The organism is Pseudomonas nitroreducens (assembly GCF_014204515.1).
Classification (GTDB): Bacteria; Pseudomonadota; Gammaproteobacteria; order Pseudomonadales; family Pseudomonadaceae; genus Pseudomonas; species Pseudomonas nitritireducens_A.
On sequence record NZ_JACHLI010000051.1, the window covers coordinates 1 to 15,614 of the forward strand.

Genomic DNA, 15,614 nt, shown 5'->3' on the forward strand with positions numbered 1-15,614 from the left:
TCAGAAAACCGGCCAACGCCATATCCGCGGCGGGCGCGCCATGATTCGACGCATTCTGTACATGGCCGCCTGGTCGGTCATCCGTTGCCAGGACGTCTTCTCCAAACGTTACCAGGGGCTGCGCAATTCAGGCCGTAGCCCCAAGGTTGCCCTGGTCGCCTGCATGCGCGTGCTGATCGTGAGGCTTAACGCAATGGTCAGGGATGGCACACAGTGGCGAACGGAGAATGGGTAAAAGACAGTTGCTCCTACGAAATACGGAAACAAAGGAGCTGACCTGTGGCGCCGATCCTACCGGTGGAAACCCTGCAGGCACAAAAAAGCCCCGCACCAGGCGGGGCTTCTTCTTGACCGATCAGCCGATCAGTTGGCCGCAGCAGCGGCCGCCATGTCCGACACGCTCTCACCACGGTGCTGGCTGAACTGCGGAGCCAGCGAACCGACGATCATGCCGATGGCGCTGCAGATCAGGCCCACCAGTTGCGGCGGCCAGAAGTCGCCTTCCTGGTGGCCCAGCTCCAGCGACACCCAGCCGATCAGGCCGAAGGCGATGGCGGTCAGGGCGCCCTGGGTGGTGGCGCGCTTCCAGAACAGACCGAAGAACAGCGGCACCACGGCGGCGACCAGGGTCACCTTGTAGGCGTTGCCGACCATCTCGTAGATGCTGGCGTTGGACAGCAGGGCGAACAGGCAGGTGGCGACGGTCATCGCCAGCACGCTGCAACGCATGGCCAGCAGGGCCTGGCGGTCGCTCATGTTGGGCAGGAAGTGCTTGACGATGTTCTCGGTCAGGGTCACCGACGGGGCCAGCAGGGCACCGGAGGCGGAGGACATGATGGCGGAGAGCAGGGCGCCGAAGAACATGATCTGGGCGAACAGCGGGGTGCGCTCCAGGATCAGGCGCGGCAGGATCTGCTGGGAGTCTTCGGTCAGCCAGTGCTGGACCATCTCCGGCTCGATCATCTGCGCGGCGTAGATCAGGAAGATCGGCAGCATGCAGAAGACCAGGTAGCAGCAGGCACCGGTCATGGTGGCGCGCTTGGCGATCGTCTCGGTCTTGGCCGACATCACGCGGGCATACACGTCCTGCTGCGGAATGGAGCCGAACATCATGGTCACCGCAGCGCCGAGGAAGGCGACGATGTCCTTGGCCGAGGTGCCGTGCAGGAAGGTGAACTTGCCTTCGCTGGCGGCATGGCTGATCACGTTGACCGGGCCGCCGGCCATGTCGCCGATCAGCCAGACCAGGTAGAACAGGCCGCAGACGATGATGATCATCTGCAGGAAGTCAGTCAGCGCCACCGACCACATGCCACCGAACAGGGTGTGCAGCAGGACGATGATGGTGCCGATGATCATGCCCTGGGTGGTGGTGATGCCGCCGTCGGAGAGCACGCTGAACACCACGCCCAGCGCGGTGATCTGCGCGGCGACCCAGCCCATGTAGGAAATGATGATCACCAGGCTGGTGAAGATTTCCACGTGCTGGCCGAAGCGCTTGCGGAAGAAGTCACCGATGGTCAGCAGGTTCAGGCGGTACAGCGGGCGGGCGAAGACGACACCCACCAGCATCAGGCAGCCGAAGGAGCCGAACGGGTCTTCGATGATCCCGGAGAAACCTTCTTCCAGGAAGGTGGCGGGGATGCCAAGGACGGCCTCGGAGCCGAACCAGGTGGCGAACACCATGGTCACGACGAGGGGGAAGGACATGCTCCGGCCAGCGGCGGCATAGTCGGAGGAGTTGTGCACGCGGGTGGTGGCGTAGAAACCGACAGCTACGGTGATCACCAGATACACCGCTACAAACCAGATCAGCATTTGTTCGTTCCGTTGGCTCGCCGGGAACCGTGCTGCCGAGACGAAGCTCGGGCAGGTGGGCCACGACTGACAAAGTTGTTTTTGTTGGGTTGCGCGGCCGAGGTCATCCGGTGCACCAGGCAGGAGAAGCCGGAAAAACGTAACCAGTTGCGACAACGGGCCGCAGTCTGCCAAATCCGTCAAATATGTCAAACACTTGAATCGACCATGAGCGAAAAAAATTACATTGATGGACGAGTGGTGTCGGCAAGCGATTGATTTGGTTGGTTGCTAACGATTCTGACTGACTGGTTAGTCGTTTATTTTTTACAGCCTATGTTCGATAAGCAGAACATCGTTCAAGCCGCTAGGCTGTGGGCACGGCTCTCTTCAAGGATTTTCATGTTCGAGCACTTCGATCTCGCGCCACTGCTGGCCAGCTACGGCTATCCGGTCCTGTTCCTGGGCTGCCTGCTGGAGGGCGAGACGATCCTGATCCTCGCCGGACTCGCCGCCCACCAGGGGCTGCTCGCCTACGTGCCGGTGGTGTTCTGGGCGACCGTCGCCGGGACCCTGGGCGACCAGTTGCTCTACTGGACCGGCCGTCGCGCCGGCGATCGCGCGGTGCCCTGGCTGCAACGGCGCGGTCTGGCCATCGAGCGGGTCACCGGGCTGATCGAGCGCCATCCGCTGCTGGCGATCTTCTCCGTGCGCTTCCTCTACGGCATGCGCCTGGCCGGACCGCTGCTGATCGGCGCCAGCCGGGTCGGGCCGCTGCGCTTTCTGCTGATCAACCTGCTGGGTGCCTTCTGCTGGGCCCTGTTGTTCGCCACCGCCGGCTACTGGGCCGGGGAGGCGCTGGAGCGCTGGCTGGGCAACCTGCGGCCGTACCGCCTGCCGATCTTCCTCGCCGTACTGGTGGTGGTAGGCGGATGGGCGCTGTGGCGCCGCCACCGGCAGCGGCGCAAGAGTGCGGCGTCGGCGTCCGGGCACTGATTGGCGGAAGCTTGATGCAGAGCGGTTTGGATTCGTCCGCGAGATGATTAGAATCGCCGCTCTTTCGTTCAAGGACGCAGTCATGAGCCTGTATCAGCCCGGCATTCTCGCCACCCCGGTTCCCGCCCACGCCCGTCACCTGTTCTTCGACCTGAAGTCGCTGCAGGACCTGCCCGCCGCGCTGGATCGCCTGCTCCAGGTGGTCGATGGCGAGCGCGCGGTGATCGGCTTCGGCGAGTCGCTGGTGCGCGCGCTGGGCCGCCGCATCGAGGGGCTGCGGGAGTTTCCGGCGATCTCCGGCGTAGGCGTCGACAACCCGTCCACCCCGCATGCGCTGTGGGTCTGGCTGCGCGGCGAGGAGCGCGGCGAGCTGCTCCTGCGCACCCAGCAAGTCCAGGCGCTGCTGGCGCCGGCGCTGGAACTGAGCAGCCTGACCGAAGCCTTCCGCCACGGCAGCGGCCACGACCTGACCGGCTACGAGGACGGCACCGAGAACCCGCAGGACGAGGACGCCATCGCCGCCGCCATCGTCGAGGGCGAAGCCGGGCTTGCCGGTGGCAGCTTCGCCGCGATCCAGCAGTGGCGTCACCAGCTGCAGGACTTCGCCGCGCTGCCGCAGCACGAGCGCGACGACATCATGGGCCGCCGTCTGAGCGACAACGAGGAACTGGACGACGCGCCGGAATCCGCCCACGTCAAGCGCACCGCCCAGGAGAGCTTCGAGCCGGAAGCCTTCATCGTGCGTCGTTCGATGCCCTGGACCCAGGGCCAGGACGCCGGGCTGATGTTCCTCGCCTTTGGCTGCACCCTCGATGCCTTCGAAGTGCAACTGCGCCGCATGAGCGGCCTGGAAGACGGCATCACCGACGCGCTGTACCGCTTCAGCCGGCCGCTGACCGGCGGCTACTACTGGTGCCCGCCGCGCAAGGACGGCTTGCTCGACCTGAGTGCGCTGCTGGGCTGATCTGTTCGCGCCGCTGTGCCACGAAAGCCCCGCCGTCGTGGAGGGCTTTTTTGTGGCCGCTGCGCGGCCATTTCGCGGATAAGATCCGCTCCTACGAAGAGCACGTCTGATGTCGCCTGCAGGAGCGGACCTTGTCCGCGAAATCGTGACCAGAACTGCGTGGGTGCGATCTGCGCCTGCGGTTCAACGTGATCTTCACGGTTGATGGCAAACCGCGTCGCACGGGCGTGCAATGGCTCCCCCATCTTCTGCCGAATTGGCTGTTGGTCCTGAATCCGACCGAGCGTAGCGTGGAGCCCTCTCCCCACTGCCTGAGGTCATCGCCATGCTCGCATCCACCTCCCTGAAACTGCTCCTCACCGGCCTCGGCCTGGCCGTCAGCCTGCCGCTCTTCGCCCACGACGCCACCCAGGAAAAGATCGACGTCCAGCAGGAGCACAAGCTGCCCGACGCAGCAGGCAAGAAGGGCCTGATGATCACTGTGAGCTATGCGCCGGGCCAGTCCTCCGGCGCCCACGTGCACAGCGGTTCGGTGTTCGCCTACGTGCTCGAAGGCGCGGTGGTCTCCCAGCTGGAAGGGCAGAAGCCGGTGACCTACCAGGCCGGCCAGTCCTGGTACGAAGCGCCGAACACCCCGCACCTGGTGTCGCGCAACGCCAGCAACCAGAAGCCGGCCAAGCTGCTGGTGTGGATGCTGCTGGACGAGCAGGCGCCGGTGCTGACACCGATCAAGCAATGACCGCGAAAGGCACTGAACAGGACCCCGCTACGGCGGGGTTTTTCGTTGAGGAGCCGGGCTTCAGAAAACCGCGCAAAGCTTTGTAGGACGGGCCTTACAACTGTTGCGAGGATGGAGAAAGACCTTTCTCGAATTGGGGTTTCTCTTTGTCGCGAATCTGGTCGAGAGTTTCCAGGCAGGTCCAATCCACCTGCGCTACACGATCCGATCCAGAGGTTCCGCGCATCATGAACAGCCTGAATGCTTCGATCACCCGCCGCCGTCTGCTGTGTGCTACCGGCACCCTCGGGCTTGGCCTGGCGTTCTACGCCGTGCAGCGCAGCGCCCTTGCCGACGAGGATGCCGACAGCCGTCTGATGCGCCTGTCGCTGCTACTGACCGGCCGGCCGCGTCTGGATGGCCTGCAGGCGGTACGCATCGGCGACGCGTTGAGCGCTGCCGATTCCCGCTTCCCTCAGCGCCTGGCGCAGCTCGCCGAGGCGGTGGACGCCGACGGCTTCGACGACATGACGCATTTCGCCGACTTCTGCGCCCGCCACGAGCCAGCCGTGAAAGCCACCGCCATGGCCATTCTGTCGGCCTGGTACCTGGGTTACACCGGCACTCCCAGCAGCTACTCCAGCGAAGATGGCGCGCGCTTCATCGCCTTCCGCTACGCCCTCATGTACACGCCGACCCTCGACGCCACGGTGATCCCGACCTTCGCCCGTGACCGCACCGATTACTGGGATCGGCCGCCGGCCAGCCCCGCCAGCGACTGATCCATCCTCCCGCGGGCGACGCCCGCCTCACTGCATCCGGCAGGACACCTCCATGGCTAGCGAATACGACGCCGACGTCATCGTCGTCGGCTCGGGCGCGCTGGGCAGCAATGCTGCCTGCGAACTGGCGCGCCAGGGCCGATCGGTCATCATCCTCGAAGCGGGCGAGCGCATCCCGCGCTGGAAGATCGTCGAGAACTTCCGCACCTCGCCGCGCAAGAACAACTACAACGATCCCTATCCCAGCCAGCCCTGGGCGATGACCTCGTTCGCCCCCGGCTACCTCGACAACACCGGGTCATTCGCGCTGCTGCCGGGGATGCTCAAGCTGGTCGGCGGCACCACCTGGCACTGGGGCGGTGCGACCTGGCGCTACCTGCCCAACGACATGAAACTGCGCTCGGTCTACGGCGTGGGGCGCGACTGGCCCATCGACTATGACGAACTGGAGCCCTGGTACGTGCGCGCGGAGTACGCCCTGGGGGTGGCCGGCAGCGACACCGATGACCAGAGCGGGCAGGGCGGCGCGGCCTTTCCGCCGCGTTCCCGACCCTATCCGGTACCGCCGGAGGCCGACACCTACTATTTCCAGCGCCTGAGGGAGCGTGTCGGCCCGGACTACCACTTCATCCACGAACCCAATGCGCGCACCCACCAGCCGTGGGACGGGCGGCCGGCGTGCAGCGGCAACAACAACTGCATGCCGGTCTGCCCGATCGGAGCCCTTTACTGCGGCGAGGTCCACGCCCGCCACGCCGAGGAGGCCGGTGCGCGACTGCTCACCGATGCTACGGCCTACCGCCTGGAGAAGGGCCCGGACCGGCGTATCGTCGCCGTGCACTACCGCAGTTCGCGCGGCGACGACGTGCGCCTGACCGCGCGCTATTTCGTGATTGCCGCCCATGGCCTGGAAACGCCCAAGCTGCTGCTGCTCTCCGAGGTCGCCAATTCCTCCGGCCAGGTCGGCCGCAACCTGATGGACCATACCGGCATCGGCCTGCAGTTCCTTGCCGACGAGCCCCTCTGGCCCGGCCGCGGGCCGATCCAGCAGGGTGGCATCTTCAACTGGCGCGACGGCGATTTCCGCCGGCACCACGCGGCGATCAAGCACACGCCCAGCAACAAGGTGCCCACCGAGGCGGTCACCCTGCGGCTGCTCCAGGCCGGTGTGGTCGCACCGCAACTGGATCGGCGCATCCGCCACGATGCGGCGCGCTGGGTGGATATCTCCACGGTGTTCGAGATGCTCCCGCACCCCGGCAACCGCGTGAGTTGCCACCCCCAGCGCAAGGACGCCCTGGGCATCCCGACGCTGCGGGTGAACTACGACGTGGACGACTACGTGAAGGCGGCGCGGGAAGTCGCGCTGGCCGACTACCGGGTGTTCGTGCAGCGCCTGGGTGGCGAAGTGGTGGTCGACGACACGGGCTGGCAGAACCGCGACCACCTGATGGGCTCGGTGATCATGGGGAGCGATCCGAAGGATTCGGTGGTCAACGGCGAGTCCCGCTGCTGGGACCATCCCAACCTGTTCCTGGCCACCACCGGGGTCATCCCCGCGGCGGGGGTGATCAACCCGACCCTCACCGGTGTTGCCCTGAGCCTGCGCATCGCCGACACCATCGGCCGCGAGGTATGAGCATGAAAACCCTCGTCCTGCTTCTGGCGCTGCAGGTGTTGCTGGCCACCGGCGCCGTCGCCGCGCCGCAAACGCCTGCCATCGACGGCGCCCTGCTTGAACGCGGTCGCTACCTGGCGCTGCTCGCCGACTGCCAGGCCTGCCACAGCCGTCCCGGCGGCCAGCCCTACGCCGGCGGCTACGAGATCGCTACCCCGCTGGGCCCGGTGGTGGCCAGCAACATTACCCCGGCGCTGCGCTACGGTATCGGCAGCTACAGCGAAGCGCAGTTCGCCGCAGCGCTGCGCCAGGGCAAGCGGGCCGATGGCGCCAACCTCTATCCGGCAATGCCCTATACCGCCTACCGCGGCCTCAGCGACGCGGACGTCCATGCGCTGTATGCCTACTTCCGCAACGCAGTGTTGCCTGTGGAACAGGCGGCCGCAGCGTCGCGCCTGCCTTTTCCCTTCTCCTGGCGGCCGCTGATGGGCTTGTGGAACGCCCTGTTCCTGGGCTCGCGCGAAACCACGGACACGCGTGGCGGCCAACTCGCCCACGGGCGCTACCTGGTCGATACCCTGGGCCATTGCGGCAGCTGTCATACGCCGCGCAACCTGCTGATGGCGGAGATACCCGACAGCTACCTGGGCGGCGCCGAAGTGGCAGGCTGGTACGCGCCGAACATCACCTCCGACCGGGTCAGCGGCATCGGCGACTGGAGTGCGGATGAGCTGGTGCAATACCTGCGCACGGGGCATCTGCAGGGCAGGGGACAGGCCGGCGGCGGCATGGCGGAGGCCGTCAGCGAAAGCCTGCGCCACTTCGACGAAGCCGACCTGCAGGCCATGGCCGCCTACCTGCGCAGCGTGCCGCCGATCCATGATCCGCAGCAGTCGGTGCAGCGCTCGGCCTTCGCCGGCAGCCAGTTGCCGCCCACCGGCCTGGAGCCCCTGCTGGACCGGCAGCCGGCCTCCCTGGCCGACAGCGACGTGCTCGACGGCAGTCGCTTGTACAACGCGGCTTGCGCCAGTTGTCACCAGATCGACGGTGCCGGCACGGCGGACCAGTTCTATCCCTCGCTGAGCCACAACGGCGCCACGGGCGACGTGCATGCCGGCAGCCTGGTGATGGCGATCCTGCGTGGCGTGCAGCGTCACACCAACGACTACCAGGTGGCCATGCCGGCATTTGCCGACCAGCTGGACGACGGTCAGGTGGCGGCGCTGAGCAACTATGTGCTGCAGCGCTTCGGCAATCCGGCGCTGCAGGTCAGTGCTGCGCAGGTGGGCGAGCTGCGTGCCGGTGGTGCACCGTCGCTGCTGCTGCGCGCCTTGCCCTATGCGCTGCTGTTGCTGTTGCTGGGCGTCTTGCTGGCGGGGGCGGCCGCTGGTCGCTGGCTGCTGCGTCGGCGCTGATCCTGAGCTCCCGCCAGCCCCCGCATTTTGCGGGGACTGGCCGTGGGCTCAAGACTTCGCGCCGGGCACCTGGCGTGGGGCCATGAAGAACATCCAGGCCAGGGCCAGGAAGTACATGGTCGGGATGATGGTGAAGAGGATCGCGTAGTTGTTGTGGGTGACGGTGAGGATGTAGCCGACGATCTGGGTCATGAACATCCCGCCGATGGCGGCGAACATGCCGCCGAAGCCGAACACCGTGCTCATCAGGTGCTTGGGCGTGTAGTCCATCACCAGGCTCCAGATGTTCGCCGTCCAGGCCTGGTGCGCGCCCACGCCCAGGGCGATGGCAGCCACGGCGATCCACAGGCCGCTGGCCTTGGCGGCGAAGATCACGCCGATGATGGCGCAGGCGCAGATGAACATCGACAGCAGGCGTGCGTGGATGGCGTTCATGCCGCGGCCGATCAGCCAGGACGAGAGGATGCCGCCGCCGATGCTGCCGAAGTCCGCGGTCAGCCAGATCAGCATCAGCGGGATACCCATCTGGGTCACGCTGATGCCCAGGCCGTACTGCTGGTTGAGGAAGGGCGGCAGCCAGTAGAGGTAGAACCAGAACACCGGCGCGGTCAGCGAATAGGCCAGGGCGAAGGCCCAGGTGCCGCGCATGCGCAGCACGGCGGAGAAGGGCACGTGCTCGGCCGGCGGCTCGGCGGCTTCCTGGATGTAGTCCAGCTCGCTCTGCTTCACCGTCGGGTGTTCCTCGGGGTTGAAGTACTTCAGGCTCCACAGCACCACCCAGACGAAGCCCAGCGCGCTCATGCACAGGAACGCCGCCTGCCAGCCCCAGGCGGCGAGGATCAGCGGCAGCAGCGCGGGAGTGACCATGGCGCCGACGTTGGTGCCGGCATTGAAGATGCCGGTGGCCATGGCCCGCTCGCCGGCGGGGAACCACAGCCGCGTGGTCTTCACGCAGGCCGGGTAGTTGGCAGCCTCGGTCAGGCCGAGGATGAAGCGGCAGACCATGAATCCGGCTGCTGAAGTCGCCAGGCCGTGGGCGCCGGTGGCGAAGCTCCACAGCAGCACGGCGAAGAAGAACGCGCGCTTCACGCCGATGCGGTCGATCAACCGGCCCTGCAGGACGAAGCCGATGGCGTAGCCGACCTGGAACCAGAAGTTGATGTTGGCGTAGTCCATGGCCGTCCAGGCCATCTTCTCGGCGAGCACCGGTTGCATCACGCCCAGGGCGGCGCGGTCGATGTAGTTCAGGGTGGTGGCGAAGAACACCAGGGCGAGCATGCCCCAGCGCACCTTGCCGACGGCCATGGCGCCACGCACCTTGCCGAAGAATGAGGAGCCGTGCGGGGTGACCGCAGCGAGGGGAGCGGATTGCGTATGGATCATGAGCGGGGCCATCCGTTATCGGGCTGACGCGCAGCCTCGGGAATTATTGTCGTGCCGCAGGCGTCCCGCGCGCCACCGCCGATCGGCGAAGGTTGCAGGAGAGACGTGCGGTGGCTGGCGAAAATCAGTGCGCGCGATGGCGCCCGAGCAGGCTGCACAACCCTGGCATCAGGCGGGCCAGGACGGTTGGACGATAAGGAATGGCGGCGGCGAGGCGAGGAGGGAGGAGGTACATGAGCATTTACCCGTTCTTGAAATTGTTATGGATGACACGCAGGCCATCTCGCAGCGGCTGTCGGTGTGGCGAGGATTGAGGCAGGTCCCCGGACAGCCGGATTGCGTCGACGTGGCTAAATCTTGAGCAGCGGCCGGGGGAGCGTCAATTCGATAAACGGCCTTTGGTTCGGTAATCGAACACAAAACTAACCAGTTAGTACACTTTAAATTGCTGCCGGGCCGGACCGCCAGAATAATCAGGCTCAGCCGGAGACCGATTCCAACAAGCCCTCACCACGCCCGGCAGGAGTCAGCAGATGCAACGTTCGATCGCCACCGTTTCCCTGAGCGGAACCCTGCCGGACAAGCTCGAAGCCATCGCCGCCGCCGGTTTCGACGGCGTGGAAATCTTCGAGAACGATCTCCTCTATTACGGTGGCAGCCCGCGCGATGTACGCCGGGCCTGCGCCGACCTGGGGCTGGCGATCACCCTGTTCCAGCCGTTCCGCGACTTCGAGGGCTGCCGCCGCGACCGCCTGCCGCGCAACCTCGACCGCCTGGAACGCAAGTTCGACCTGATGCAGGAACTGGGCACCGACCTGGTGCTGATGTGTAGCAACGTCGCCGCCGACTCGCTGGGCGTGCGCGAATTCCTCCTCGAAGACCTCGGCCTGGCCGCCGAGCGCGCCGGCGCCCGTGGCCTGCGGGTGGGCTACGAAGCCCTGGCCTGGGGGCGCCACGTGAATACCTGGCAGCAGGTCTGGGAGCTGGTGCGCGAGGTCAATCACCCGGCGCTGGGGGTGATCCTCGACAGCTTCCACACCCTGTCGCTGAAGGGTGATCCGGCCGGCATCGCGCAGATTCCGGGGGAGAAGATCTTCTTCGTGCAGATGGCCGATGCGCCGATCCTGGCCATGGACGTACTGGAGTGGAGCCGGCACTTCCGCAACTTCCCCGGCCAGGGCGAGTTCGACCTGGCGGGCTTCCTCGCACCGATCCTGCAAAGCGGCTATCGCGGCCCGCTATCGCTGGAAATCTTCAACGACGGCTTTCGCGCCGCGCCGCCGCGTGCCAACGCTGCCGATGGCCTGCGCTCACTGCTGTACCTGGAAGAGAAGACCCGCGAGCGGCTGCTCAGTGAGGGCACGCCGAAAGAACAGCTCGACTGCCTGTTCGCCCCGCCGCCGGCCAGCCCGCTGGAGGGCGTGGAGTTCCTCGAATTCGCCGTCGACGAAGCCCTCGGCGCGCGCCTGGGCAACTGGCTGCAGCGGCTGGGCTTCGCCCGCGTCGGCGAGCACCGTTCCAAGGCGGTGAGCCTGCTGCGCCAGGGCGACATCAATATCGTGCTCAACGCCGAACCCTATTCGTTCGGCCACAGCTTCTTCGAGGCCCATGGCCCGTCGCTGTGCGCCACCGCATTGCGCGTGCGCGACGCCGCCAGTGCGCTGGAGCGCGCGCAGGACTACAAGGGCCAGCCGTATCGTGGCCTGGTCGGCCCCAACGAGCGGGAGATTCCTGCGGTGCGTGCGCCGGACGGCAGTCTGATCTATCTGGTCGAGGAGCGAGCGGCCGGCCAGACCATCTACGACGTGGACTTCCTCCTCGATCCCGCCGCCAAGCCGAGCGGCCAGCTGCAACGCATCGACCACGTGGCCATGGCGCTGCCGGCGGACGGGCTGGACAGCTGGGTGCTGTTCTACAAGGGCCTGTTCGACTTCGAGGCCGACGATGAAGTGGTGCTGCCCGACCCCTACGGCCTGGTGAAAAGCCGCGCCCTGCGTAGCACCAATGGCAGCGTGCGGTTGCCGCTGAACATCTCGGAGAATCGCAACACCGCGATCTCCCATGCGCTGTCCAGTTATCGTGGCTCCGGCGTCCACCACATCGCCTTCTCCTGCGAGGACATCTTCGCCGAGGTGGCGCGAGCGAAGGACGCCGGAGTGCCGTTGCTGGAAATCCCGCTCAACTATTACGACGACCTCGCCGCGCGTTTCGATTTCGACGACGAGTTCCTCAGCGAACTGGCCTACTTCAACGTGCTCTACGACCGCGACGCCAACGGCGGCGAGCTGTTCCACGTCTACACCGAGCCGTTCGAGGAGCGCTTCTTCTTCGAGATCATCCAGCGCCGCGGCGGTTACGCCGGCTACGGTGCGGCCAACGTCGCCGTGCGCCTGGCGGCCATGGCCCAGGCGCGCAACGGCACCACGCGCCGGCCTAAGGTCTGAGCCGCTGCGCTTTGCCTGAAAGGTGTGGGGGCGCGCATAATCCGCGCATCTCTACCACCCAGCAGGCGCCCCTGGCGCCTGCCAGACGATGCCAAGCCATGACCGACAGCACCACCCAGCCGGCCCCTGCCGAAGCCGCCCGCCGCGGCCGCAAGAACAACCCGGAGAAGACCCGCGAGGACATCCTCCAGGCGGCCATCGTCGAGTTCGTCCAGCAGGGGCTTTCCGGCGCGCGGGTGGATGCCATCGCCGAGCGCATGAACACCTCCAAGCGGATGATCTACTACTACTTCGGCAGCAAGGAACAGCTCTACCAGGCGGTGCTGGAGAAGCTCTACGGCGACATCCGCGGCACCGAGCAGACGCTGCACCTGGCCGAGCTGGAGCCGCTGGAAGCGATGCGCCGACTGGTGGATTTCACCTTCGACCACCACGACCGCAACGTCGACTTCGTGCGCATCGTCTGCATCGAGAACATCCACTACGGCCAGTTCGCTTCGGGCTCCGAAGCGATCCGCTCGATGAACAGCAACATCCTGCGCACCATCGAGGACATCCTCCAGCGCGGCGCCGCCAGCGGCCAGTTCCGCGATGGCCTGCAGGCCATCGACGTGCACATGCTGATCAGCGGGTTCTGCTTCTATCGCGTGTCCAACCGCCATACCGTCGGTTCGCTGTTCCAGGTCGAGCTGGAAGACCCGACGATCAAGGTGCGGCACAAGGACATGATCATCGAGGCGGTGCTGCGCTACGTGCAGCCGTAAGCCGGCACGACCGGTGCCGGGGTCGGCGTAGGAGCGGACTGCGTCCGCGATGGGTTGGCCGTGCTCCCTGGTTGATCGATGCGATGGTGATTCGATCGCGGACAGAGTCCGCTCCTACGCGACGGTGATGACACGGCCAGCTCCACACGAAGTCAGGTAGCCGGCCGTACCTTCTCATAGCGCACATCGCGCTCGTCCACCCGCCCGGCGAGCTGCCAGCCTCGGCGGAGGTAGAAGGCGTTGGCGCGGATTTCCTCGCCGCCATCGGTGACCAGCCAGATGCTGGGGTGGTCGCGGAACAGGAACTCTTCCGCCGCGGCCAGCAACAGTCCGCCCAGCCCGCGTCCTTCGAGTTCGGGCCGCACGAACAGCGCGAAGACTTCCGCAGCTTCGCCGTCGACCATGGCAAAGCCGCCGGCCTTGCCATCCCACTCGGCGATCCAGGCGCAGGGCGATGCCTGGATTACCTCGGCCAGAACCTGCGGCGTGATGCCCAGTTCGCTCATCTGCTCGCGGCTCAGGTGGTTCTGCCGCACGCTGGTGCGGATGTCGAAGAGGGTATCGATGTCGGCTACGGTGGCGCGACGAATGACGACGGTCATGAGCATTCCTTATCGTGAGAGTCTGGCGACGCCGGAGGGTGCCGCCAATCAGCGCGTCAGGACGCGGAGAAGGCCGTGTGATAGGCAACCATGCCGGTGGCCCTGGAGCCATCCAGCGACAGCGCCATGAAGTACTCCGGCGGCACGCCCTCGTACTGGATCGCCGGGTCCACGGCAAAGCCGAAGCGCGGGTAGTAGCGTGGGTCACCCAGTACGACGCAGCCTCTGGCTCCTTGCGCCTTCAGCTGCGCCAGGCCCGCGCGGATCAGCGCAGCGCCGATGCCCTGGCCGTGCAGGTCGGGTCGCACGGACACGGGGCCCAGGCCGAACCAGCCCAGGTCCGCGCCATCCAGGGTGATGGGCGAGAAGGCCACATGGCCGACCACCTGGTCAGCCACCGTGGCGACCAGCGAAACACTGAGCGCCCCGGCGGCGCGCAAGGCGTCGACGATGGCACCTTCTGTGCCATCGCTGTGCTCAGCCACGGCGAAGGCGGCTTCGATCACCTGGCGGATGATGCCCGCGTCGGCGGGGCGTTCAGGACGGATGTGGTAATGCATGGGGCAAATCCTTTGGTGTGCGGCCGGGCCGCGAGCGACCCGGCCGGCTCGGTCAGCGGTTGTCCAGTTGCGGGCGCACGGCGCCCAGGCCCGTGGCGTTGATGCGATAGGGCGAACCGCCATGGGAGATGATCAGGCGCTTGGTCCTGAGCTTCCTGAAGACAGCCAGGGTGCAGTCGGCCAGCACGTACCCGTCACGGGTATAGCACTCGACGAAGACCACGCGCCCGGAGTCGTCGCGCTGGAAGGAGATGTGGCCGCCCTTGGCGAGGACGTGCAGGGTCCGTTGTTCCGGTCTGGAAATGTTCAAGGTGGAAACCTGTATGCAGTAGGTGCGTAGAAACCGCAGACACAACGTCGTGTCCGCCAGTGTTTGTGCGCATCGATAACCATCCCGCCTTGTCGGCAAGGCGTCGGTGGTTATCGGATTACTGCTATCTCCAACATGAAACCTGTCTCAACGGATGAGAGGGATGCCCGGATGTGGGCGGCGTGATTTTAAGTGTCGGGAGAGCGGGGGAGCAACCTGGAGGTTGTTGCCTCGTCTTTCCTCATACGATGCCCCACGCCCGCGCGCGTAAACCTGCGCGTTTCGTCTCGATCGATGCGGTAAGCTGCGCAGCCTTGCCAGCGTTCCATGCGGAGAACGATCCATGGAAGACCTCAACACCCTCTACTACTTCACCCAGGTGGTGGAGCAGGGTGGTTTCGCCGCTGCCGGCCGTGCGCTGGACATCCCCAAGTCCAAGCTCAGCCGGCGCATCGCCCAGCTGGAGGAGCGCCTGGGCGTGCGCCTGCTGCACCGCACCAGCCGACATTGCTCGCTGACCGAGATCGGCCAGGAGTACTACCAGCGTTGCGTGGCCATGCGCATCGAGGCGGAAGGCGCCTCCGAGGTGATCGAGCGCAACCGCGCCGAGCCGCGCGGGCTGGTGCGCCTGGCCTGCCCGACGACGCTGCTCAACTCCTGGGTCGGGCCGATGCTCACCCGCTACCTGCTCAAGTACCCGTTGGTGGAGCTGTTCATCGAGAGTACCAACCGCCGCGTCGACCTGCTCCACGAGGGCTTCGACATCGCCCTGCGGGTGCGCTTCCCGCCGCTGGAGAACACCGACATGGTGATGAAGGTGCTGGGCAACAGTACCCAGTGCCTGGTGGGAAGCCCCGACCTGCTGGAGCGCCTCGACACCGACAGCTCGCCCATGGGGCTGGGCCAGCTGCCCAGCCTGCACTGGGGCAGCATGCAGCGTGAATACCAGTGGGAGCTGTTCAACCAGGACAACGAGCGCCTGCTGATCTCGCACAAGCCGCGCCTGGTCACCGACGACCTGCTGGCCCTGCGCAACGCCGTGCTCGCCGGCGTCGGCATCGCCCACGTGCCGCGCGTGGCGGTGCGCGAGGACCTGGCCGCCGGCACGCTGGTGGAGATGCTGCCGGGCTGGTGGCCCAAGTGCGGCATCGTCCACGCGATCTTCCCGTCGCGCCGCGGCCTGCTGCCTTCGGTGCGCACGCTGATCGACTTCCTCGCCGAGGAGTTCGGCGAGAGCGATATGGCCTGATGCCCCGGCAAC

Annotated in this window: 15 protein-coding genes; 10 read left to right on the plus strand and 5 right to left on the minus strand. The window is 66.2% G+C overall.

Annotated features, from left to right (window positions below):
• On the plus strand, positions 1 to 235 hold a 235-nt coding region (locus tag HNP46_RS33590), incomplete at its 5' end, for a transposase (protein WP_184597921.1).
• Between the two features lie 128 nt (positions 236 to 363).
• On the opposite strand, the gene HNP46_RS33595 is transcribed toward HNP46_RS33590, so the two are convergent.
• Entirely contained in the window at positions 364 to 1,818 is a 1,455-nt protein-coding gene (locus HNP46_RS33595) for a sodium:solute symporter family protein (RefSeq protein WP_184597924.1), read from the minus strand.
• Positions 1,819 to 2,199: 381 nt separating this feature from the next.
• On the opposite strand from HNP46_RS33595, the gene HNP46_RS33600 reads away from it, so the two are divergent.
• The 6 genes from HNP46_RS33600 (at position 2,200) to HNP46_RS33625 (ending at position 8,290) form a co-directional block, all read left to right on the plus strand.
• Complete coding sequence (locus tag HNP46_RS33600) at positions 2,200 to 2,793, plus strand: DedA family protein (protein ID WP_184597926.1); 594 nt, start codon at positions 2,200 to 2,202, stop codon at positions 2,791 to 2,793.
• Positions 2,794 to 2,875: 82 nt separating this feature from the next.
• The gene (locus tag HNP46_RS33605; RefSeq protein ID WP_184597929.1) at positions 2,876 to 3,757 is read left to right on the plus strand and encodes a Dyp-type peroxidase; all 882 of its coding nucleotides are present in this window, start codon (positions 2,876 to 2,878) and stop codon (positions 3,755 to 3,757) included.
• Between the two features lie 325 nt (positions 3,758 to 4,082).
• Positions 4,083 to 4,496, plus strand: coding sequence for a cupin domain-containing protein (locus HNP46_RS33610; protein ID WP_184597931.1), 414 nt, complete (start codon positions 4,083 to 4,085; stop codon positions 4,494 to 4,496).
• A 227-nt stretch (positions 4,497 to 4,723) separates the two neighbouring features.
• Positions 4,724 to 5,257 carry a sugar dehydrogenase complex small subunit gene (locus HNP46_RS33615; RefSeq protein ID WP_184597932.1) on the plus strand — a complete coding sequence of 178 codons (534 nt, stop codon included), beginning with the start codon at positions 4,724 to 4,726 and terminating at the stop codon, positions 5,255 to 5,257.
• A gap of 52 nt (positions 5,258 to 5,309) precedes the next feature.
• A complete protein-coding gene (locus HNP46_RS33620) occupies positions 5,310 to 6,896 on the plus strand; it encodes a GMC family oxidoreductase (protein WP_184597933.1) in 1,587 nt (528 codons plus the stop codon).
• A 2-nt stretch (positions 6,897 to 6,898) separates the two neighbouring features.
• Positions 6,899 to 8,290, plus strand: coding sequence for a cytochrome c (locus HNP46_RS33625; protein ID WP_221455212.1), 1,392 nt, complete (start codon positions 6,899 to 6,901; stop codon positions 8,288 to 8,290).
• A 48-nt stretch (positions 8,291 to 8,338) separates the two neighbouring features.
• Here the strand turns inward: HNP46_RS33625 and HNP46_RS33630 are convergent, their stop codons facing one another.
• Positions 8,339 to 9,673 carry an MFS transporter gene (locus tag HNP46_RS33630; RefSeq protein WP_184597935.1) on the minus strand — a complete coding sequence of 445 codons (1,335 nt, stop codon included), beginning with the start codon at positions 9,671 to 9,673 and terminating at the stop codon, positions 8,339 to 8,341.
• A gap of 533 nt (positions 9,674 to 10,206) precedes the next feature.
• Between HNP46_RS33630 and quiC the strand changes: the two genes are divergently transcribed.
• Positions 10,207 to 12,117 carry a 3-dehydroshikimate dehydratase QuiC gene (gene quiC / locus HNP46_RS33635; protein WP_184597936.1) on the plus strand — a complete coding sequence of 637 codons (1,911 nt, stop codon included), beginning with the start codon at positions 10,207 to 10,209 and terminating at the stop codon, positions 12,115 to 12,117.
• 98 nt (positions 12,118 to 12,215) lie between these two features.
• Complete coding sequence (locus HNP46_RS33640; RefSeq protein WP_184597937.1) at positions 12,216 to 12,881, plus strand: TetR family transcriptional regulator; 666 nt, start codon at positions 12,216 to 12,218, stop codon at positions 12,879 to 12,881.
• Between the two features lie 152 nt (positions 12,882 to 13,033).
• On the opposite strand, the gene HNP46_RS33645 is transcribed toward HNP46_RS33640, so the two are convergent.
• Genes HNP46_RS33645 through HNP46_RS33655 form a run of 3 tightly spaced genes read right to left on the minus strand, consistent with a single transcriptional unit; the run spans position 13,034 to position 14,353 of the window.
• Positions 13,034 to 13,483 carry a GNAT family N-acetyltransferase gene (locus HNP46_RS33645; RefSeq protein WP_184597942.1) on the minus strand — a complete coding sequence of 150 codons (450 nt, stop codon included), beginning with the start codon at positions 13,481 to 13,483 and terminating at the stop codon, positions 13,034 to 13,036.
• A gap of 56 nt (positions 13,484 to 13,539) precedes the next feature.
• The gene (locus HNP46_RS33650; RefSeq protein ID WP_184597945.1) at positions 13,540 to 14,043 is read right to left on the minus strand and encodes a GNAT family N-acetyltransferase; all 504 of its coding nucleotides are present in this window, start codon (positions 14,041 to 14,043) and stop codon (positions 13,540 to 13,542) included.
• 52 nt (positions 14,044 to 14,095) lie between these two features.
• Entirely contained in the window at positions 14,096 to 14,353 is a 258-nt protein-coding gene (locus HNP46_RS33655) for a YjhX family toxin (RefSeq protein WP_184597948.1), read from the minus strand.
• A 343-nt stretch (positions 14,354 to 14,696) separates the two neighbouring features.
• On the opposite strand from HNP46_RS33655, the gene HNP46_RS33660 reads away from it, so the two are divergent.
• Positions 14,697 to 15,602: a LysR substrate-binding domain-containing protein gene (locus tag HNP46_RS33660; RefSeq protein ID WP_184597951.1), complete on the plus strand. Its 906-nt coding sequence runs from the start codon at positions 14,697 to 14,699 to the stop codon at positions 15,600 to 15,602.
• Positions 15,603 to 15,614 lie beyond the last annotated feature (12 nt).